Source organism: Enterobacter cloacae complex sp. P18RS, assembly GCF_014982105.1.
Taxonomy (GTDB): Bacteria; Pseudomonadota; Gammaproteobacteria; order Enterobacterales; family Enterobacteriaceae; genus Enterobacter; species Enterobacter hormaechei_C.
The window spans coordinates 121909-141949 of record NZ_JADCKV010000025.1; the positions used below are offsets into that span (position 1 = coordinate 121909).

17 protein-coding genes are annotated in these 20041 nt (G+C 55.7%); all 17 read right to left on the minus strand.

The annotated features are described in order from the left end of the window. Positions 1-61: 61 nt before the first annotated feature. The 17 genes from ftsA to ilvI all read right to left on the minus strand — a co-directional run bounded on the left by ftsA (position 62) and on the right by ilvI (position 19675). Positions 62-1318 (minus strand): cell division protein FtsA, encoded by a 1257-nt coding sequence (gene ftsA / locus INF61_RS18880; RefSeq protein ID WP_003856340.1) that lies wholly within the window; start codon positions 1316-1318, stop codon positions 62-64. Continuing rightward, positions 1315-2157 carry a cell division protein FtsQ gene (gene ftsQ, locus INF61_RS18885; protein WP_003856342.1) on the minus strand — a complete coding sequence of 281 codons (843 nt, stop codon included), beginning with the start codon at positions 2155-2157 and terminating at the stop codon, positions 1315-1317. Before ftsQ ends, ftsA begins: the two co-directional genes overlap by 4 nt. Position 2158: 1 nt before the next feature. Continuing rightward, complete coding sequence (locus tag INF61_RS18890) at positions 2159-3079, minus strand: D-alanine--D-alanine ligase (RefSeq protein ID WP_193548000.1); 921 nt, start codon at positions 3077-3079, stop codon at positions 2159-2161. After that, a complete protein-coding gene (murC, locus tag INF61_RS18895; protein WP_003856345.1) occupies positions 3072-4547 on the minus strand; it encodes a UDP-N-acetylmuramate--L-alanine ligase in 1476 nt (491 codons plus the stop codon). The genes INF61_RS18890 and murC overlap by 8 nt, the downstream gene beginning before the upstream one ends. A 59-nt stretch (positions 4548-4606) precedes the next feature. Continuing rightward, a complete protein-coding gene (gene murG / locus INF61_RS18900; RefSeq protein WP_017383783.1) occupies positions 4607-5671 on the minus strand; it encodes an undecaprenyldiphospho-muramoylpentapeptide beta-N-acetylglucosaminyltransferase in 1065 nt (354 codons plus the stop codon). Further along, positions 5668-6912, minus strand: a complete 1245-nt coding sequence (ftsW, locus tag INF61_RS18905; protein ID WP_003856348.1) for a cell division protein FtsW — start codon at positions 6910-6912, stop codon at positions 5668-5670. The genes murG and ftsW overlap by 4 nt, the downstream gene beginning before the upstream one ends. After that, positions 6912-8228, minus strand: coding sequence for a UDP-N-acetylmuramoyl-L-alanine--D-glutamate ligase (gene murD, locus INF61_RS18910; RefSeq protein ID WP_032647246.1), 1317 nt, complete (start codon positions 8226-8228; stop codon positions 6912-6914). Before murD ends, ftsW begins: the two co-directional genes overlap by 1 nt. 2 nt (positions 8229-8230) lie before the next feature. Next, positions 8231-9313, minus strand: a complete 1083-nt coding sequence (gene mraY, locus INF61_RS18915; protein WP_003856353.1) for a phospho-N-acetylmuramoyl-pentapeptide-transferase — start codon at positions 9311-9313, stop codon at positions 8231-8233. Further along, complete coding sequence (murF, locus tag INF61_RS18920; protein WP_063405169.1) at positions 9307-10665, minus strand: UDP-N-acetylmuramoyl-tripeptide--D-alanyl-D-alanine ligase; 1359 nt, start codon at positions 10663-10665, stop codon at positions 9307-9309. Before murF ends, mraY begins: the two co-directional genes overlap by 7 nt. Continuing rightward, complete coding sequence (murE, locus tag INF61_RS18925; protein ID WP_047745524.1) at positions 10662-12149, minus strand: UDP-N-acetylmuramoyl-L-alanyl-D-glutamate--2,6-diaminopimelate ligase; 1488 nt, start codon at positions 12147-12149, stop codon at positions 10662-10664. The genes murF and murE overlap by 4 nt, the downstream gene beginning before the upstream one ends. Then, the gene (gene ftsI, locus INF61_RS18930) at positions 12136-13902 is read right to left on the minus strand and encodes a peptidoglycan glycosyltransferase FtsI (RefSeq protein ID WP_003856361.1); all 1767 of its coding nucleotides are present in this window, start codon (positions 13900-13902) and stop codon (positions 12136-12138) included. The genes murE and ftsI overlap by 14 nt, the downstream gene beginning before the upstream one ends. Positions 13903-13917: 15 nt before the next feature. Continuing rightward, complete coding sequence (gene ftsL / locus INF61_RS18935; protein ID WP_003856363.1) at positions 13918-14283, minus strand: cell division protein FtsL; 366 nt, start codon at positions 14281-14283, stop codon at positions 13918-13920. After that, complete coding sequence (rsmH, locus tag INF61_RS18940; RefSeq protein ID WP_003856366.1) at positions 14280-15221, minus strand: 16S rRNA (cytosine(1402)-N(4))-methyltransferase RsmH; 942 nt, start codon at positions 15219-15221, stop codon at positions 14280-14282. Before rsmH ends, ftsL begins: the two co-directional genes overlap by 4 nt. Positions 15222-15223: 2 nt before the next feature. Then, positions 15224-15682, minus strand: a complete 459-nt coding sequence (gene mraZ / locus INF61_RS18945) for a division/cell wall cluster transcriptional repressor MraZ (protein ID WP_006810119.1) — start codon at positions 15680-15682, stop codon at positions 15224-15226. Positions 15683-16273: 591 nt separating this feature from the next. Further along, on the minus strand, positions 16274-17278 hold the full coding sequence (cra, locus tag INF61_RS18950; protein WP_003856369.1) for a catabolite repressor/activator: 1005 nt from the start codon (positions 17276-17278) through the stop codon (positions 16274-16276). A 179-nt stretch (positions 17279-17457) separates the two neighbouring features. Then, the gene (gene ilvN / locus INF61_RS18955; RefSeq protein WP_003856371.1) at positions 17458-17949 is read right to left on the minus strand and encodes an acetolactate synthase small subunit; all 492 of its coding nucleotides are present in this window, start codon (positions 17947-17949) and stop codon (positions 17458-17460) included. A 1-nt stretch (position 17950) separates the two neighbouring features. Further along, positions 17951-19675: an acetolactate synthase 3 large subunit gene (gene ilvI / locus INF61_RS18960; RefSeq protein WP_015572665.1), complete on the minus strand. Its 1725-nt coding sequence runs from the start codon at positions 19673-19675 to the stop codon at positions 17951-17953. Between the last annotated feature and the right edge of the window lie 366 nt (positions 19676-20041).

The following is a 20041-nucleotide window of genomic DNA, read 5'->3' on the forward strand; positions in this document are numbered from 1 at the left end:
TCTCTCTCTCCGTTGTGCCTGTCGCCCGAGACCGCTAATTCTCTCCGGTCTCTTAAAAAAATTAAAACTCTTTTCGCAACCAGGTGTTAAGTCGTTTGACCCAAGACCCCACCGAGACGCGTTTTTCCACTTCTGCTTCACCACTCAAATGGGATTCTTTCCCGTAGTGCAGCAGGCCCACGGCCGTTGAGTAATACGGCTCCTGAGCGTAATCCGTTAAACCGGTAATATTCAGCGGCGCACCAATACGCACCTGCGTATGGAACACGCGCTGAGCGCAGGCCGCAAGACCTTCAATTTGCGCTGCCCCGCCGGTTAATACAATCCCCGCCGCGAGATGATGTTTCACACCCTGCTGGCGAAGCTGTTCCTGTAACTGCAAAATCTCTTCGTTGACCAGGTTGAGCAGCTCGGTATAACGCGGCTCAATCACCTCTGCCAGCGTCTGGCGTTGCAGGCTGCGCGGCGGTCGCCCGCCTACGCTCGGCACTTCAACGCTCTCGTCTTTGCCGACGATAGAGCCCAACGCGCAACCATGGCGCACTTTAATCGCCTCTGCATCGCTCGGTGGCGTACCAAAGGCGTAAGCGATATCGCTGGTCACCACATTCCCGGCGTACGGGATCACTTTGGTGTGGCGTAACGCACCGCCGGTATAGACGGCCATGTCCATTGTACCACCACCAATATCGACCACACAGACGCCCAGTTCACGTTCGTCTTCGGTCAGCACGGAATAGCTCGCGGCAAGACCGGCGAAAATGAGTTGGTCAACTTTCAGGCCACAACGTTCAACGGCTTTTACAATGTTCTTCGCCATATCGTTGTGACATGTGATCAGGTGCACTTTTGCCTGCATACGCACGCCCGACAGACCGACCGGATTCTTGATGCCTTCCTGGTAGTCGATCGCGTATTCCTGCGGGATCACATGCAGCACACGGTGCTCGTCGCGAACACGCACGGATTTCGCCGTGTGGACAACGTTCTCAACGTCTTCCTGCGTCACCTCTTCTTCAGAAATCGGCACCATACCGATTTCATTCTGGCAGCTGATGTGCTTACCAGACAGGGCCAGATAGACAGAGGAAATCTGGCAATCTGCCATCAATTCAGCCTGGTCGATGGCGCGCTGAACGCATTTCACCACCGACTCAAGGTCGTTTACCCCACCTTTATCCATACCACGGGAGGGGCAGCTGCCCACGCCAATGATATTGACCATACCGTCGGGCAGAACTTCCCCTACCAAAGCGGCAACCTTCGCGGTGCCAATCTCCAGTCCTACTACCAATTTTCTGTCCGTCGACTTGATCATTGTTGTTCTGCCTGTACCTGTGCCTGATTTTGTTGCTGATTAGGTTCCTCGACCGGAGCCGGCTCCCAACCGACTGCTGCGCCTGAGTCATAGCGCAAATCAACGTAGCTTATCCGTTTGCCATCCGTCTGCGCCTGCTGCTGTAAAACCGGGTAAAGTTCTACAAAACGCGCCAGACGTTTCATTGTGTCGCCGCGGCCAAGATTGAGCTTAATGCCATTCGTTAGGGTCAACTGCCAGGAACGGCGCGCCGTCATCGCAGCATCTTTTAACGTAAAGCGATCCTTAGCCAGCACCTGCCCCATCTCACGAAAACCCTGCAATACTTCGTTTTCGCTGCCTTCCGGGCCATACAACATCGGTAAATTCTGCTTGTTGACACGATCGCTCGGGACGCTGAACGAATTTCCGTCTACGTCAACCATATGCTGATCATTCCAACGCGCAATCGGCACATATTCAACCAGATGAATCTTCAATTCATCTGGCCATTGTTTTCTGACACTCGCCTGTTTTATCCACGGCAGACGTTCAATCTGACTCTGGATAATGTTGACGTCCTGCGTCATAAAGGTGCCAGGCGACCCAAGCGCCAGAATCGACTGGCGAATGTCATCGTTACGCGTGTAGTGTCGCTCCCCGGTCACCACCAGCTTCGACAGCGGCAACCGCTGCGCGTCTTCCATCCAGCCCAGCACCATCCAGCCGCTGATAAACACGGTGCACAGCACCCCGAGCAGGAAGATGATCCCTGCAAGACGCGTTCCATTACTCCGGCGCGAAGAGGAGTATTCTTCTTCGTCATCGCGGTTGCGCGTGTTCAATGCAGCCTGAGACATATCAGCCCGCCTGGTCCAGAATACGTACGACTAACTGCGAGAAGCTCATTCCCGCCTGACGCGCCGCCATCGGCACAAGGCTATGGCTGGTCATACCCGGAGACGTGTTTGCTTCCAGCAGATAAAATTGCCCGTCACCGTCAAGCATCACGTCAATGCGTCCCCAGCCACGACATCCCAGCACATTCCAGGCTTTAAGCACCAGAGACTGTAATTTGGCCTCACGCTCTGCTTTAAGACCCGCTGGGCAGAAATATTGCGTCTCATCAGAGAGATACTTCGCCTCATAATCATAGAAGACTCCGGCGGGTTGGATGCGAATTGACGGTAAAATTTCTTCGCCAAGCATCGCGACGGTAAATTCCGGCCCGCTAAGCCATTTTTCAATCAGAACTTCTTCATCATATTGAAATGCCAGTGCTAAAGCGTCAGCCAAATCTACAGCTTTATCGACTTTGGACATTCCCACGCTCGACCCTTCACGGCTCGGCTTCACAATAACCGGTAAGCCCAGTGCCGCAATGCGTGTATTAACGCTGTCCGACAGACCCATTTCATATTCACGACGCGTCAGTGCAACCCATGGCGCAACGGGCAGGTCCGCCCCCTGCCACAGCATTTTGCTGCGCAGTTTATCCATGGAGATGGCGGATGCCATCACGCCGCTGCCGGTGTACGGCATACCGATCAGCTCCAGCAGCCCCTGCAACGTGCCGTCTTCACCGCCGCGACCGTGCAACGCGATAAAGGCTTTATCGAAGCCCATCGCTTTCAGCTGCGTGACGTCCACCTCTTTCGGATCAACCGGATGCGCGTCCACGCCACCTTCACGCAGGCCCGCCAGCACGGCAGCGCCCGAATTCAGAGAAACCTCGCGTTCGGCGGAAGTGCCGCCAAACAGGACAGCAATCTTATCAGCCATGACGCTCGTCCTCCTGAGTTTGCGGCTTCAGTTTGATTTCAGCTAAGGTACGGGCGATTTTGCCGATATTTCCCGCGCCCTGAATCAGGATCAGATCGTTACCCGTCAGGACCGGGGCAAGCATTTCAGCCACCTGAGCCGGGTCGGGAACCAGAATAGGATCCACTTTACCGCGTCCACGGATGGTACGACATAAAGAACGACTGTCCGCACCCGGAATCGGAGTTTCACCCGCTGCATAAACATCCAGCATCAGCAGGGTATCAACCTGCGAAAGGACGTTGGCAAAATCGTCATACAGATCGCGAGTACGCGTGTAACGGTGCGGCTGGAAGATCATGACCAGATTCTTTTCCGGCCAACCCGCGCGTGCCGCTTTGATGGTTGCGTCCACTTCCGTCGGATGGTGACCGTAGTCGTCTACCAGCATCGCAGAACCTGGCTTACCGTTTACCGGCTCCAGCGGGAATTCACCGAGGAAGTCGAAGCGACGGCCCGTCCCCTGGAAGCTCTCCAGTGCGCGCAGGATCGCTTCATCGTCAATGCCTTCTTCTGTCGCAACAGCCACCGCCGCTGCCGCATTCAGGGCGTTGTGACGTCCCGGAGCGTTCAGGGTGACATGCAGCAGGTCTTTATCCTGACGCGCGAGGGTGAAATGCCCCTGCGCACCGATCTGCTTGTAATCTTCTACGCGTACATCCGCGTCTTCGCTGAAGCCGTAGGTCGTAATTTGACGCCCGACGCGCGGCAGCAGCTCGCGAATAACCGGATCGTCCACGCACATCACCGCACGGCCATAGAACGGCAGGTTGTGCAGGAAGTTAATAAAGGTCTGCTTTAAGTTCTCGAAGTCGCCCTGGTAAGTGTCCATATGGTCAGCTTCGATGTTGGTGACGATCGCCACCATCGGCTGTAGATGCAGGAACGACGCATCGCTCTCATCCGCTTCCGCAATCAGATAACGGCTGTGGCCCAGACGCGCATGCACGCCAGCGGCTTTCACCAGACCACCGTTAACGAACGTCGGGTCGAGACCCGCTTCCGCATAAATGCTGGAGACCATCGCTGTTGTGGTGGTTTTACCGTGCGTACCGGCCACCGCAATGCCGTGACGGAAACGCATCAGTTCCGCCAGCATTTCCGCGCGACGGATCACCGGGATGCGCGCCTCATGCGCCGCAACGATTTCCGGGTTATCCGCGGAGATAGCGCTGGACACCACAACCACGCTCGCATCGCTCACGTTTTCCGGGCGATGATTGAAATAGATAGTCGCCCCCAGCGACGCCAGCTGCTGCGTAACAGGGTTTGGCGCCAGGTCAGACCCGCTGATCTGATAGCCTTCGTTAGCTAACACTTCGGCAATACCGCCCATGCCAGCACCACCGATGCCGACAAAGTGAATGTGCCGGACGCGACGCATCTCGGGCACGATAGAACGCAGTTTTGCCAGTTGTTGTGTATTCATTCTCTAAACGCCATCGACTACTTCAAAAAAATCGTGCAGCGCAACACGCACTGCGAGAATTATGCCTGGGCTGCCAGGCTCACTTCTTTTGCCACCCGTTCCGTTGCATCCGGGATAGCGGTCGCGCGTGCGCGTTGCGCCATCTCCAGTAATACATCCCGGTTCCAGCCCGCCAGGGTAGTGGCGACCGCATCAGCGGTAAATTGTGGCTGCTCAAAAATCTTCGCTGCGCCCGCTTTCTCAAGCGGCAGCGCATTCCAGTACTGCTGTCGGTCTTTGTGCTGGAACGGCACAAACAGCGCCGGTAAACCGGCGGCGGCGATTTCGCTCACCGTCAGCGCGCCCGAGCGACAGACCACAACATCGGCCCAGGCATAGGCTGCGGCCATATCATCAATAAATTCAGTCACTTTATGCTGCGGCTGACCTTCCTGCACGTAGGCCTGCTCAACGGTCTGCTGAGCGCCCTTCCCGCTCTGGTGCCAGATGGTCACCGCATCACCCAGTTTTGCCGCAACCTGCGGCATCGTCTGGTTTAAAATACGTGCGCCCTGGGAACCGCCGACGACCAGCACGCGCACCGGCCCTTCGCGACCCGCCAGACGCGTATCTGGCAGCGGCAGCGCCAGCACGTCCACACGTACCGGATTCCCTACGACATCCGCTTTCGGGAATGCCCCGGGGAAGGCCTGCATAACTTTGGTGGCGATTTTTGCCAGCCATTTGTTGGTCAACCCGGCAATACCGTTCTGCTCATGCAGAACAACGGGGATGCCCAGTGACCACGCCGCCAGTCCGCCCGGACCGGAAACGTAACCGCCCATGCCCAGAACGACGTCAGGCTTAAAACGCTTCATAATGGCGCGCGCCTGACGCCAGGCATTGAAAATGCGCACCGGCGCCAGCAGCTGCGCCTTGATCCCTTTGCCACGAAGGCCAGAAATACGAATAAAGTCGATCTCGATACCGTGTTTAGGTACCAGATCGGCTTCCATGCGGTCTGCGGTTCCCAGCCAGCGTACCTGCCAGCCCTGTTCCATTAAATGGTGCGCAACCGCCAGTCCCGGGAACACGTGTCCACCGGTACCGCCTGCCATCACCATTAACCGCTTCGGTTGATTCATCGTGAACCTCGTGTAAACGCCTGAGCTTTCTCCAGACGCGTTTCATAATCTATGCGTAACAAAAACATGATGGCCGTCGACATGATCAACAGACTCGAACCACCATAACTGATCAACGGCAACGTCAGACCTTTGGTCGGCAGCATACCCGCTGCCGCCCCAACGTTTACCAGCGCCTGGAAGCTAAACCAGATACCAATTGAGCAGGCCAGGAAACCGGAGAAGCGGTGATCGATCTCCAGCGCTTTCCGGCCAATCGACATGGCGCGGAAAGCGACGAAGAATACCATTAATAGCGCCAATACCACACCGATATAACCCAGTTCTTCCCCAATAATGGAGAAGATGAAGTCGGTGTGCGCCTCCGGTAAATACTCCAGTTTTTGTACCGAGTTGCCCAGGCCTTGACCCCAGACTTCGCCGCGGCCAAACGCCATCAGCGACTGCGTCAGCTGGTAACCGCTGCCGAACGGATCTTCCCATGGGTTCCAGAACGAGGTCACACGGCGGATACGGTAGGGTTCGGCGAGGATCAGCAGCACCACCGCCGAAATCCCCATCCCGATGATGGCAATGAACTGCCACAGTTTTGCGCCCGCCAGGAACAGCATCGCCAGCGTAGTGACAAACAGTACGACTACCGTACCGAGGTCGGGCTGCGCCAGCAGCAGGATCGCGAGGACCAGAATCACGCCCATCGGTTTTAAGAAGCCACGAAGGTTGTTACGAACTTCGTCAACTTTACGCACCAGGTAGTTAGCCAGGTAGCAGAACAACGACAGTTTGGTGAACTCCGCAGGCTGAATACGCAGTGGGCCAAAGGCAATCCAGCGTGATGCCCCGTTAACGGAGCTCCCGACAACCAGCACGATCAACAGCATGATGATTGAGGCGATGAGCATGGCCGTACTGTGCCGCTGCCAGAACGACATCGGCAGGCGTAAGGTGATCAGCGCCAGGCAGAACGCGAGAATGATGTACAGCCCGTCACGCTTGGCAAACAGGAACGGGTCATTTGCCAGACGCTGTCCGACAGGCATTGACGCCGAGGTGACCATAATAAAGCCGATCGCTGCCAGCCCCAGCGTGAGCCAGAACAGCGTGCGGTCGTACATGATCAGGCTGTCGGAATCTTTATCCCGTGAAGCCATCACCCAGCCTTTCAGCGCCGTAAACAGCCATACCAGGATACCAAATCCTGGCAGGCGCGGCATTTTCAGGCGAGGGAGAGATAAACGCATCAGCCTAACTCCTTCGCCAGGCGGGTAAAGACATCACCCCGCTGTTCGAAACTCTTGAATTGATCGAGGCTGGCACAGGCTGGTGAGAGCAGTACCATATCGCCGGGCTTCACGCGTGGGGCGATGAGGCGCATCGCCTGCTCCATGGTCTCGGTTTGCTCGGCGACTTCAGGACGCAACGCTGCCAGCTCGCTGCCATCGCGGCCAAAGCAATACAGGCGCACGTTATCACCGTTGAGGTACTGCTTCAGCGAGGAGAAGTCAGCCGATTTACCGTCGCCGCCCAGCAGCAGGTATAGCGTGCCATCAACGTGCAAACCGTTCAGTGCCGCCTCGGTGCTACCCACGTTGGTCGCTTTGGAATCATTAATCCAGCGTACGCCGTTGTGCTCCAGCGCCAGCTGGAAGCGGTGCGCCAGGCCGGTAAAGGTGGTGAGCGCCTTCAGGCTTGAAGATCGCGGCAGGCCAACGGCATCCGCCAGCGCCAGCGCCGCCAGAGCATTGGTGTAGTTATGCTGGCCGGAGAGCATCATCTCTTTCACGTTCAGCACTTTCTCACCTTTCACGCGTAGCCAGGTTTCGCCCTGCTGACGATTAAGGTGATAGTCACCCATGTTAATACCGAAGCTAATGCAGCGTTCGTCTGCGCCGCGCACCGGCATGGTGAGTGCATCATCGGCATTCACTACGCAAACTTTGGCATTTTCATAAACGCGCAGTTTGGCCGCACGGTACTGCTGCAAGCCGAACGGGTATCTGTCCATATGATCTTCGGTGACGTTTAGGATCGTCGCCGCCGCCGCATGCAGGCTTGAAGTGGTTTCCAGCTGGAAGCTGGAAAGCTCAAGGACGAACAGCTCACACCCTTTATCAAGCAGCATCAGAGCGGGCAGACCAATGTTACCGCCCACGCCGACATTTTTGCCCGCCGCCTTCGCCATTTCCCCCACCAGCGTGGTGACGGTGCTTTTACCGTTTGAACCGGTAATGGCGACGATCGGGGCCTGCGCCTCCCGGCAGAACAGTTCGATATCGCCGACAATCTCAACGCCTGCATCCGCGGCGGCGCTCAGGGAAGGATGCGCCAGTGCCATACCGGGACTGGCAACAATCAGATCGGCGGCCAGCAGCCACTCATCATTCAGACCACCCAGGTGGCGTTCTACCTGCTCCGGCAGCTTGTCCAGACCCGGCGGAGAGACGCGCGTATCCATCACGCGCGGCGTCACGCCACGTGCAAGGAAAAAGTCCACGCAGGAGAGGCCGGTGAGGCCTAACCCGATGATAACGACTTTTTTGCCCTGGTAATCTGCCATGATTAACGTACCTTCAGCGTTGCCAGGCCAATCAGCACCAGCATCAGCGAAATAATCCAGAAGCGCACAATGACGCGCGGCTCCGGCCAGCCTTTCAGTTCATAGTGGTGGTGAATCGGTGCCATACGGAAGATGCGCTGACCGCGCAGCTTGAAGGAACCGACCTGCAAAATCACCGACAGCGTCTCAACCACAAACACACCGCCCATGATCACCAGCAGGAACTCCTGACGCAGCAGCACGGCGATAATGCCCAGCGCACCGCCCAGCGCCAGTGAACCGACGTCGCCCATAAAGACCTGCGCCGGATAGGTGTTAAACCACAGGAAGCCCAGCCCCGCCCCGACAATCGCCGTACAGACGATCACCAGCTCACCCGCATGTCGCAGGTACGGGATGTGCAGGTAGTTTGCAAAGTTCATGTTACCGGTCGCCCACGCCACCAGCGCGAAACCGCCCGCAACAAACACGGTTGGCATGATGGCCAGGCCGTCCAGACCATCGGTCAGGTTGACGGCATTGCCGGTGCCGACGATCACAAAGTAAGCCAGCAGAATGTAGAACAGCCCCAGCTGCGGCATCACGTCTTTGAAGAACGGCACCACCAGCTCGGTGGCCGGGGTGTCTTTTCCTGCCAGGTAAAGCGCGAAGGCCACGCCCAGCGCAATCACCGACATCCAGAAATACTTCCAACGGGCGATCAACCCTTTGGTGTCTTTGCGCACGACTTTGCGGTAGTCATCAACAAAACCGATGATCCCGTAGCCAACCAGCACGGTCAGCACGCACCAGACGTAGGGGTTAGACGGATAGGCCCACAGCAGAACGGACACCACAATCGCGGTCAGGATCATGATCCCGCCCATGGTCGGCGTACCGCGCTTGCTGAAGTGCGATTCCGGACCATCGTTGCGTACAACCTGGCCGAAAGAGAGTTTTTGCAGACGGGCAATCATGCGCGGGCCCATCCACAGCGAGATGAACAGCGCAGTCAGCAGGCTGACGATGGCGCGAAACGTCAGATAGGAAAAGACGTTAAAGCCTGAGTAATATTTGACCAAATGTTCGGCCAGCCAAACTAACATGTCCCGTTCTCCTGTAATGCGTGCACAACCTCTTCCATGGCGGCACTACGTGAACCTTTAACTAAAACAGTCACAATCTGTTTTTCTGTAATCAATGCCTTCAGGCGTTCGATCAGTGCAGATTTATCGGCAAAATGTTCGCCAACTTCACTGGCATCGGAAATGGCCTTGCTCAGCGTGCCTGCGCTCAATACGCGGTCAAGCCCGGCGGCTTTCGCCGCTTCACCCACCTGAACATGGCAGGCTTCGCTTTCATCACCCAGCTCGGCCATATCGCCCACAACCATCACGCGATAGCCCGGCATCTCAGACAAGACCTGCACGGCCGCCGTCATGGAGCCGACGTTAGCGTTGTAGGAGTCATCCAGCAGAAGTTTGTTTTCAGCCAGCTGGATCGGGAAAAGACGCCCCGGCACGGCTTTTAAATTTGCCAGACCTGCTTTGATCGCCGCGTGTGAGGCACCTACCGCCATTGAGAGCGCTGCCGCAGCAAGCGCATTGGCGATGTTATGACGACCGGGCAGGGGCAGCAGCACCTCGATGTCGCCCGTTGGGGTCGTGAGGGTGAACTCGGTGCCGTGTGACGTCACATGAATGTTGGTCGCCGAAAAATCACTGTTTGCCGCATTCGGTGAGAAGCGCCAGGTTTTGCGTGAACCAATGATGCTCTGCCAGTTCAGCCAGTCGTTGTTATCGGCGTTCATAATGGCGATGCCGTCATCCGGCAGTCCGGTATAAATTTCACCTTTCGCTTTCGCCACACCGGCCAGCGAACCAAAACCTTCAAGATGTGCCGCCGCCAGGTTATTCACCAGCGCCGCTTCCGGACGCGTCAGGCTCACGGTCCAGGCGATTTCGCCCTGATGGTTAGCCCCTAACTCAATCACCGCATATTCATGCTCGTGTGTCAGGCGCAGCAGCGTCATCGGTACACCGATGTCATTATTAAGGTTGCCCGCCGTATAAAGCGTGTTACCGCACTGGCTAAGGATCGCCGCCGTCATCTCTTTAACGGAGGTTTTGCCCGACGAGCCCGTCAGCGCCACGACGCGTGTTGGCACCTGCTGGCGAACCCATGCCGCCAGCTCGCCAAACGCCAGGCGCGTATCTTTCACCACAATCTGCGGCAAATCGATATCGAGCTTACGGCTGACCAGCAGCGCGCCCGCACCGTTATCTTTAGCCTGTTGCGCAAAATCGTGGGCGTCAAAACGCTCGCCCTTCAGCGCCACAAACAGGCAGCCCGCCGTCACCTTACGGGTGTCGGTGGTCACAGCCTCAATGGTCAGATCCTGACCATGCAGCATCCCCTGCAATACCGCAGCGGCCTTGCTTAACGTAATGCTAATCATGCCACCACTCCCAGCAGACGCGCTGCCGTCACGCGGTCGGAGTAATCCAGACGACGATTGCCGACGATCTGATAATCTTCATGACCTTTACCGGCCAGCAGAACCACATCGTTCTCCTGCGCCTGCATAATGGCGTTAGTCACGGCCTCCGCACGGCCTTCGACCACGCGCGCACGACCCGCATCCAGCATGCCCGCCAGAATGTCATTGATAATGGCCCGCGGCTCTTCGGTACGCGGGTTGTCATCGGTTACCACGGGAATATCCGCGAACTGCTCAGCGATGGCGCCCATCAGCGGACGTTTGCCCTTGTCGCGATCGCCACCGCAGCCAAACACGCACCAGAGCTTGCCTGCGCAGTGCAGACGCGCCGCTTCCAGCGCTTTTTCCAGCGCATCCGGCGTGTGTGCGTAATCCACGACCACCGTCGGCTTGCCCGGCGCGCTGAACACTTCCATGCGGCCACAGACCGGTTGCAAACGCTCAGACGTTTTCAGCAGATCCGCCATCGGGTAGCCCAGCGCCAGCAGCGTCGCCAGCGCCAGCAGCAGGTTACTGACGTTAAAGGCCCCCATCAGGCGGCTTTCAATTTCACCTTCGCCCCAGGTGGAAGCGAAGCGGATCGTCGCCCCACTATCGTGGTAGTTCACCTCGACCGCCTTCAGCCAGCGGCCGCGGCAGTTCGGATTAATGCGATCTTCCATCGACACCGCCACCGCATCCGGCAGTTTTTCCAGCCAGCGGCGACCGACTTCGTCGTCGGCGTTAATGATCGCCTGCCCGTGGTGGTGAGTGGAATAAAGCAGCCATTTCGCCGCTTCGTAGTGCTCCATATCACCATGATAATCAAGGTGATCGCGGCTCAGGTTAGTAAAGACAGAGGCAGCAAATTTCAGGGCCGCCACGCGATGTTGTACCAGACCATGGGAAGAGACTTCCATCGCAGCGAAGGTCGCCTCCTGCTCAGCGAGGCCCGCCAGCACGCGCTGCACGTCAACCGCCGAGCCTGTAGTGTTTTCCGTCGGGCTTACTTTGCCCAGAAGACCGTTCCCCACCGTGCCCATGACGGCACCGGTTTCGCCCAGCAGCTGCGCCCACTGCGCCATCAGCTGAGTGGTGGTGGTTTTTCCGTTGGTTCCTGTCACGCCAACCAGCTTTAACTGGTCGGAAGGTTCGTTGTAAAAACGTCCTGCCAGCGCGGAGAGACGCTCATTCAGCTGGCTGAGATAGATGACCGGCACGCCGTGCATTTCACGGATCTCACCGTCTGTTGCCTCATCTTTGGCCTCAGCAATAATGGCAGCAACACCTTGCGCAATCGCCTGCGGGATATAACGACGCCCGTCCGCCTGATGACCCACTACTGCCACAAAAAGATCGCCAGAAGCCGCTACGCGGCTGTCCAGTACCATCTCTCGCAGTGCTCGCGCAGGTAGCATAGGCACCCACGGAGCAAGAAGGTCGCGCAAATTACGATCTGCCACCTGTTCCCTCGCCTTGATTAATTACAAATTCACTTTTTTCGCCCGTCGCCAGCGCATCCGGTTCAATGTTCATGGTGCGCAACACGCCGCCCATAATAGCCCCGAACACAGGCGCGGAGACGGCGCCGCCGTAGTATTTACCCGCCTGCGGATCGTTGATGACGACCACCAGCGCAAAACGCGGATTGCTTGCAGGCGCTACGCCTGCGGTATAGGCAATGTATTTGTTGATATAGCGGCCGTCCGGCCCCACTTTTTTCGCTGTACCGGTTTTAATGGCGATACGATAGCCCTTAATTGCGGCCTTCACGCCGCCACCGCCAGGTAACGCGACGCTTTCCATCATATGCACGACGGTACGAACGATAGATTCCGGGAAAACACGTTCCCCCGGAACCGGTGGATCAACTTTGGTGATCGACAGCGGACGATAAATGCCATAGCTGCCAATCGTTGCGTAGACTCGCGCTAACTGTAAGGGAGTTACCATTAGCCCGTAGCCGAAAGAGAAGGTGGCCCTCTCTATGTCAGACCACCGTTGTTTTTGAGGATATAAGCCACTGCGTTCTCCGACCAACCCCAAATTGGTCGCCTTTCCCAGCCCAAAACGTGAGTAAGTATCTACTAACGCTGAGGACGGCATCGCTAACGCCAGTTTTGACACACCGACGTTACTCGACTTCTGTAAGACCCCGGTCAGGGTCAGTTCGCTGTAACGTGCCACGTCTTTGATTTCGTGACCGTTAATTCGATAAGGAATCGTATTCAGAACGGTATTTTCGTTGACGATGCCTCGCTGTAGAGCCGTCATCACCACCATAGGTTTTACGGTTGAGCCGGGTTCAAACACATCGGTGATGGAGCGGTTACGCATTGCATCTTTTGCTGTACCGGCAAAATTATTCGGGTTGTATGAGGGGCTACTGGCCATCGCCAGCACTTCACCTGTCGCCACATCCACCAGCACAGCGCTGCCCGATTCCGCCTTGTTAAACGCGACGGCGTTGTTCAGCTCACGATAAACCAGCGCCTGCAAGCGTTCATCAATACTCAGGGCCAGGTTGTGCGCGGCCTGGCTGTCTGTCGAGGAAATGTCTTCAATGACGCGACCATAGCGGTCTTTACGCACGATTCGCTCGCCAGGCTGGCCGGTAAGCCACTTGTCGAAGCTTTTTTCAACGCCCTCAATCCCCTGGCTATCCACGTTGGTAAAGCCAATCAGGTGCGCGGTGACTTCGCCCGAAGGATAGTAACGGCGGGATTCTTCCCGCAGATGAATGCCCGGCAGCTTCAGTTTCTTAATGTAGTCAGCCATGTCAGGGTTCACCTGACGGGCAAGATAGATAAAGCGCCCTTTCGGGTTGGCGTTAACGCGCGACGCCAGCTGATCCAGCGGCATTTTCAACGCGTCTGACAGCGCCTTCCAGCGGTTATCAAGGGTGATCCCGCCTGCATCGTGTAACTCTTTCGGATCGGCCCAGATCGCCTTCACCGGCACGCTCACCGCCAGCGGACGGCCGGAACGATCGGTGATCATCCCACGAGAGGTAGAAACTTCCTGCACGCGCAGAGAACGCATATCACCCTGACGTACCAGCATGTCAGGCGCGATGATTTGTAGCCACGCCACGCGTCCCAGCAGGAAACCCAGCGCCAGTAAAATGCAGCCGCAAAGCAACGCAAAACGCCAACTGACAAAGTTGGCCTGTTCTTCCTGGCGTTTTGGTTTTAGCGTTTTTGCCGCTGCTTTCATGCGTCGCGTTTTCCCTTATTTTTGTACTACGATATTTTCCTGCGAAGGATCAACATGCTGTAATTGCAGTTTTTCCGTTGCGATCCGTTCAACCCGGCTGTGATCGCCGAGCGCGTTTTCTTCAAGGATCAGATTTCGCCATTCAATATCCAGCGCATCGCGTTCCAGTACCATCTGTTCGCGCTGCGCAGTTAATAAACGGGTATGGTGAGCGGTGGTGACCACCATGACTGCCGTCACAATGATGCAAATGAACAAGCAGAGTGGCAGCTTCCCAAACCGCAAAAGATCGTCGCCGATCACGCCAGGCAAGGCATGGCGCTCGTTGCTTCCTAACGATCCCTTAACTTTGCTTAGGGTCTCTGTCACTCTGCTGATCATGCGTTCGTCCTCTCTGCAATACGCAGCACTGAACTACGGGCACGTGGATTCTCTGCCACCTCTTCTTCGCCCGGCATCAACTTGCCTAATGCTCGCAACTGACGGCCTCCCAGCTTTCTGAGTTGTTCTTCCGTCATCGGCAACCCAGCTGGAACCTGCGGACCGCGGCTCTGTTCACGCATAAAGCGTTTTACGATGCGATCTTCCAGCGAATGGAAGCTGATGATGGATAACCGCCCACCCGGGGCCAGCACGTCGAGCGAGCTTTTTAGCGCCAGCTCTATTTCCTCCAGTTCACTGTTTACCCAGATACGAACCGCCTGGAAGGTACGGGTCGCAGGATGTTTGTGCTTGTCCTTCACCGGCGTTGCCGCCGCGATGACTTCTGCCAGCTCTTTGGTACGGGTCATTGGCTCAACGCGGTTGCGCTCCACGATGGCGCGCGCAATACGTTTGCCAAAGCGTTCTTCACCGAAGGTTTTAATTACCCAGGCAATATCCGCTTCGTCAGCAGTTTGTAACCATTCAGCGGCAGACTGGCCGCGAGTGGGGTCCATACGCATATCCAGCGGCCCATCACGCATAAAGGAGAAGCCGCGTTCTGCATCATCAAGCTGTGGTGAAGAGACGCCAAGATCGAGGAGAATCCCGTCGATCTTGCCGGTCAGGCCGCGCTCAGCGACATAATCCGCAAGCGCAGAGAAAGGTCCATGCACGATGGAAAAGCGAGGATCATCGATGGTTTGCGCAACGGCAATCGCCTGCGGATCGCGGTCAATTGCCAGCAGGCGTCCTTCCGCTCCAAGCTGGGAGAGGATCAAACGCGAGTGACCACCGCGACCAAAAGTGCCATCAATATAGATGCCGTCTGGACGAATATTCAGGCCGTTAACGGCCTCATCCAGCAGCACCGTTGTATGTTTATAATTTTCCATCATATTTATAGAGACAAGTCCCGCAGCCGTTCCGATAATGTTGCGGAATCAGACTGCTCAGCGTCGATATCTTCCTTGACCTGTTGATACCAGGTCGTTTCGTCCCACAGTTCAAACTTGTTGAACTGCCCGACCAGCATCACTTCTTTAGTCAGACCGGCATGTTGCCGCAACACAGGCGCAATCAATAATCGCCCGGCGCTATCCATCTGACATTCACTGGCATGTCCCAATAACAACCGCTGCACGCGGCGTTCTTGCGGGTTCATGCTCGACAGTCGCGACAGCTTTTGCTCAATGATTTCCCATTCAGGCAAAGGGTAAAGCAGCAGGCAGGGGGAGTTGATGTCAATGGTGCAAACCAGTTGACCCGAAGCGTTCTCAATCAGCTGGTCGCGGTATCGGGTTGGTACCGATAAACGCCCTTTGCTGTCGAGATTGACTAACGTTGCTCCACGGAACATGCCAGCCTCACCCCTCCTCACCACTTTAACCCACAAATTCCCACCTGAAGGAGTTTACGGAGCGAGGGAAAAGCTTGTCAAGCCAGGACTCTCTCTATACTGGCGCGAAAACACCGTATTTACAGAGCAAGAGTGACCTGGCTAATAACTACACAACTGGCGAGGCAAAATTAACGTTATGAATATTTGTAAGAAAAAAACCGAATATGCACACGAGCGTTAAGACTCACTCAATATCATCGCAGGGAAATATAAAGTGTCAGTTTGCGACGCGGGCAGCATTTTAAGGCATATCGCCGGGGGATAACAGCACCAGATTAAGCGCAAGGCAATATGGATTCGTTCGTGTACATTGAGGGCTGAAGGGGACAGTAAAAAATGGCTGAATATTCATCGGCTGGCGGCTGTTTGTAACAAAACAATACAAAAGAATGCCCGTTAAAAATTATAATTGCGCTTTTTAACGCCAAAACGGATTCAGAAAAATAGCCGGCTACGAATCTTAGAGATAAATCCTAATTTTTATCCGGGAATTATTTCCCGCAATAAATGCGCCGCAAAAGGGGCAGTTTTACCGCCCCTGTGGAAATATTAATGGCGGCTCAAAATCCCGCGCCGATAGAGATTACGTTTGATACGCGTAAGCCCGGGTTTCGGTTTGCGAGGTTCATCCAGGCTTGCCAGAACAATCTCAAGCACGCGCTCGGCGACGTCGCGGTGACGCTGAGCCACGGCCAGCACCGGACATTGCAGGAAGTCGAGCAGTTCGTTATCGCCGAAGGTCGCAATCGCCAGATCGGATGGCAGCTTGCCATCGCGACGTAACGTCACGTCCATCACCCCCTGCAACAGGGCAAACGAGGTGGTAAACAACGCCTGCGGCATCGGGTGCGTTTCCAGCCATTTCTCGAACAGCTGAGCAGCCGCTTCGCGCTCATAGCTGTTGGCATACAGATAATGAACGTCACGCGGATCGTCTTTCCACGCCGTACGGAACCCTTGTTCACGCAGGAAGCTCACGGATAGTTCAGGCAAAGCGCCAAGATAGAGCACCGTTTCCGCCGGGAAGGTACGCAGCTCGGCAGCCAGCATTTCTGCATCGTCCTGATCGGCACCTACGACGCTGGTGAAATGTTCACGATCCAAAGCACGATCCAGCGCCACAATCGGGAATGGATCGTTCGCCCAGCGCTGATAGAAAGGATGCTCGGGTGGTAAAGAGGTCGACACGATGATGGCGTCAACCTGACGTTGCAGCAGATGCTCAATGCAGCGCATCTCGTTGTCGGGCTGATCCTCGGAGCAGGCAATCAACAGCTGATAGCCCCGCTGACGAGCCTGACGTTCAAGATAGTTGGCGATGCGGGTATAGCTGGTGTTTTCCAGATCCGGGATCACCAGGCCAATCGAGCGGGTGCGTCCGGCACGTAAACCTGCGGCGACAGCATTCGGATGGTAATTATGCTCACGAACGACTGCCATCACTTTCTCAACGGTCTTATCGCTGACACGATACTGCTTTGCTTTACCGTTAATCACATAGCTGGCCGTGGTTCTCGACACGCCGGCGAGCCGGGCGATTTCATCCAGTTTCACAATTGCCCCTCAAAAAAAGAAAAAAGTCCATGGCCCTGTCAAGGTTATGGTTAAATATTTTAACATCTAAACGCAGAATAGCTTTCACGGCAACCGCTTTTGTCCGCGTTGTCGGCGGATTACGCAAAAAAAAGCCCGGCTTTGGCTACCGGGCTGAAAGAGGCGAACCTTTTGCGCAACTAACGCATGATTTTATCGCCGCGCGAGAGGCCAACAACGCCAGAGCGCGCAACTTCAACAATTTTTGCCACATCCCTGACGGAGGCCAGGAACGCATCCAGCTTATCGCTCGTTCCGGCAAGCTGCACAGTATATATAGAAGGCGTGACGTCAATGATCTGCCCACGGAAAATATCCGTGTTACGCTTGACCTCTTCACGGCCATAACCGCTGGCCTGAATTTTCACCAGCATCACTTCACGTTCGACGTAAGCCCCCTGCCCCAGCTCGCTGACGCGCAACACGTCCACCAGCTTGTGCAATTGCTTTTCGATCTGCTCAAGCACTTTCGCATCGCCGACAGTCTGGATCGTCATGCGGGAGAGCGTTGGATCATCGGTCGGCGCAACGGTCAGGCTTTCAATGTTGTATCCGCGCTGCGCAAAAAGCCCAATGACGCGTGACAGTGCGCCCGACTCATTTTCCAGTAATACAGATAATATCCGGCGCATATCAGGTTCTCTCCGTTTTGCTTAACCACATTTCATCCATACCACCGCCACGGATATGCATCGGATAAACGTGCTCGGTGCCGTCGACGATGACGTCCATGAAGACGAGGCGATTGTTTTTAACGTGCTCAAGCGCTTCGCCGAGCTTCGCTTCCAGCTCTGACGGATCGGTTACCCGCATGCCAATATGACCATAGGCTTCAGCCAGACGGACAAAGTCCGGAAGTGACTTCATATAAGACTGAGAGTGACGGCCGGAATAAATCATATCCTGCCACTGCTTCACCATACCGAGGTAACCGTTATTCAGGTTAAGCACCAGCACTGGCAACTCATATTGCAGCGCAGTAGAAAGCTCCTGAATATTCATCTGTATACTGCCATCACCCGTTACGCAGATAACCGTTTCGTTCGGCAACGCCAGCTTCACCCCCAGCGCGGCGGGCAGACCAAAGCCCATCGTGCCCAGCCCGCCTGAGTTGATCCAGCGACGCGGTTTATCAAACGGGTAATACAACGCAGCGAACATCTGATGCTGGCCTACGTCAGAAGTGACATACGCCTCGCCTTTGGTCAGATGCCAGATCGTCTCGATCACCGCCTGCGGCTTGATGTTTTCACTCTGCGTGTCGTATTTAAGGCACTGACGGCCGCGCCATTGTTCGATTTGTTGCCACCAGTCACGGATCTCATCCAGCGGTTGAGAGGCGGTCTCCTGCGCCAGCAGTTCCAACATTTGATCCAGCACCTGTCGTGCGTCCCCCACGATGGGCACATCCGCCGGCACCGTTTTAGAGATAGAAGTAGGATCGATATCAATGTGTAGCACCGTCGCATTCGGACAGTATTTCGCCAGGTTATTGGTGGTGCGATCGTCAAAACGTACGCCGACGGCAAAAATCACATCAGAATGGTGCATCGTCATATTGGCTTCATAGGTGCCATGCATACCCAGCATGCCCAGCGCCTGACGGTGGGTAGCCGGGAATGCCCCCAGCCCCATCAGCGATGACGCGACAGGAAGGTTCAGCTTCTCAATCAGTTCGCGTAGTTGCGTTTCACAGGCTGCATTGACGGCGCCGCCCCCCACATAGACTACGGGCTTTTTCGCAGCCAGCAGCGTTTGCAGCGCACGCTTAATCTGGCCTTTGTGCCCTTGCGTCGTCGGATTATACGAACGCATGCTCACCGACTCAGGCCACAGGTAAGGCAGTTTATTCGCGGGATTGAGAATATCTTTTGGCAGATCGACAACCACTGGCCCAGGACGACCGCTGGCGGCCAGCCAGAAGGCTTTTTTCAGCACGCCCGGGATATCTTCCGTTTGCTTAACCAGAAAGCTGTGCTTCACCACGGGGCGTGAGATCCCCACCATGTCGCATTCCTGAAACGCATCATAGCCAATCAGTGACGTCGCCACCTGTCCGGAGAGAATGACCAGTGGAATAGAGTCCATATACGCAGTCGCAATGCCGGTGATGGCATTGGTCGCTCCCGGCCCCGAAGTGACCAGCACTACACCCACTTCGCCCGTGGCGCGGGCCAGGCCGTCAGCCATATGCACAGCAGCCTGTTCATGACGAACCAGAACATGATCAATACCGCCTACCGTGTGCAGCGCGTCATAAATATCGAGAACCGCGCCACCGGGATAGCCGAACACTTGTTTCACGCCCTGATCGATAAGCGATCGGACGACCATTTCCGCGCCAGACAACATCTCCATGCTTTGCCTCCAGGCTTTTGTTATAGACGGTCAACAGAATTCATTTCCGCGCCGTCTTCTGACAGGATAAACCCATCTTATAATGTGCAGAGTGAGGGATACCTTAACCGCTCGTTATGAGGCAGGCAATTAGCAAACGGAATGCGGGAATGGGCAATAAAAGCAGAAAAAATAGCTGTCAGACACGAATATGGTGAATTCGTCTGGTATGAGGGGAGACGCTAATAATTCATCTCTTAAAAAGAGGATGGATCAGGAAATCATCTATTTTTAAGCCGCCCTGAGCGTCTGAAAAAATGCGCACAGAACAAAATATTGCCTGCATAAAAAATCACAGAATAAACCGCATGGCACCATGCGGTTTAT

Bases quoted from the DNA above. Each gene is read 5' to 3' on its own strand.
- ftsA (WP_003856340.1), bottom strand. From the start codon at position 1,318: ATGATCAAGTCGACGGACAGAAAATTGGTAGTAGGACTGGAGATTGGC.
- ftsQ (WP_003856342.1), bottom strand. From the start codon at position 2,157: ATGTCTCAGGCTGCATTGAACACGCGCAACCGCGATGACGAAGAAGAA.
- INF61_RS18890 (WP_193548000.1), bottom strand. From the start codon at position 3,079: ATGGCTGATAAGATTGCTGTCCTGTTTGGCGGCACTTCCGCCGAACGC.
- murC (WP_003856345.1), bottom strand. From the start codon at position 4,547: ATGAATACACAACAACTGGCAAAACTGCGTTCTATCGTGCCCGAGATG.
- murG (WP_017383783.1), bottom strand. From the start codon at position 5,671: ATGAATCAACCGAAGCGGTTAATGGTGATGGCAGGCGGTACCGGTGGA.
- ftsW (WP_003856348.1), bottom strand. From the start codon at position 6,912: ATGCGTTTATCTCTCCCTCGCCTGAAAATGCCGCGCCTGCCAGGATTT.
- murD (WP_032647246.1), bottom strand. From the start codon at position 8,228: ATGGCAGATTACCAGGGCAAAAAAGTCGTTATCATCGGGTTAGGCCTC.
- mraY (WP_003856353.1), bottom strand. From the start codon at position 9,313: ATGTTAGTTTGGCTGGCCGAACATTTGGTCAAATATTACTCAGGCTTT.
- murF (WP_063405169.1), bottom strand. From the start codon at position 10,665: ATGATTAGCATTACGTTAAGCAAGGCCGCTGCGGTATTGCAGGGGATG.
- ftsI (WP_003856361.1), bottom strand. From the start codon at position 13,902: ATGAAAGCAGCGGCAAAAACGCTAAAACCAAAACGCCAGGAAGAACAG.
- ftsL (WP_003856363.1), bottom strand. From the start codon at position 14,283: ATGATCAGCAGAGTGACAGAGACCCTAAGCAAAGTTAAGGGATCGTTA.
- rsmH (WP_003856366.1), bottom strand. From the start codon at position 15,221: ATGATGGAAAATTATAAACATACAACGGTGCTGCTGGATGAGGCCGTT.
- mraZ (WP_006810119.1), bottom strand. From the start codon at position 15,682: ATGTTCCGTGGAGCAACGTTAGTCAATCTCGACAGCAAAGGGCGTTTA.
- ilvN (WP_003856371.1), bottom strand. From the start codon at position 17,949: ATGCGCCGGATATTATCTGTATTACTGGAAAATGAGTCGGGCGCACTG.
- ilvI (WP_015572665.1), bottom strand. From the start codon at position 19,675: ATGGAGATGTTGTCTGGCGCGGAAATGGTCGTCCGATCGCTTATCGAT.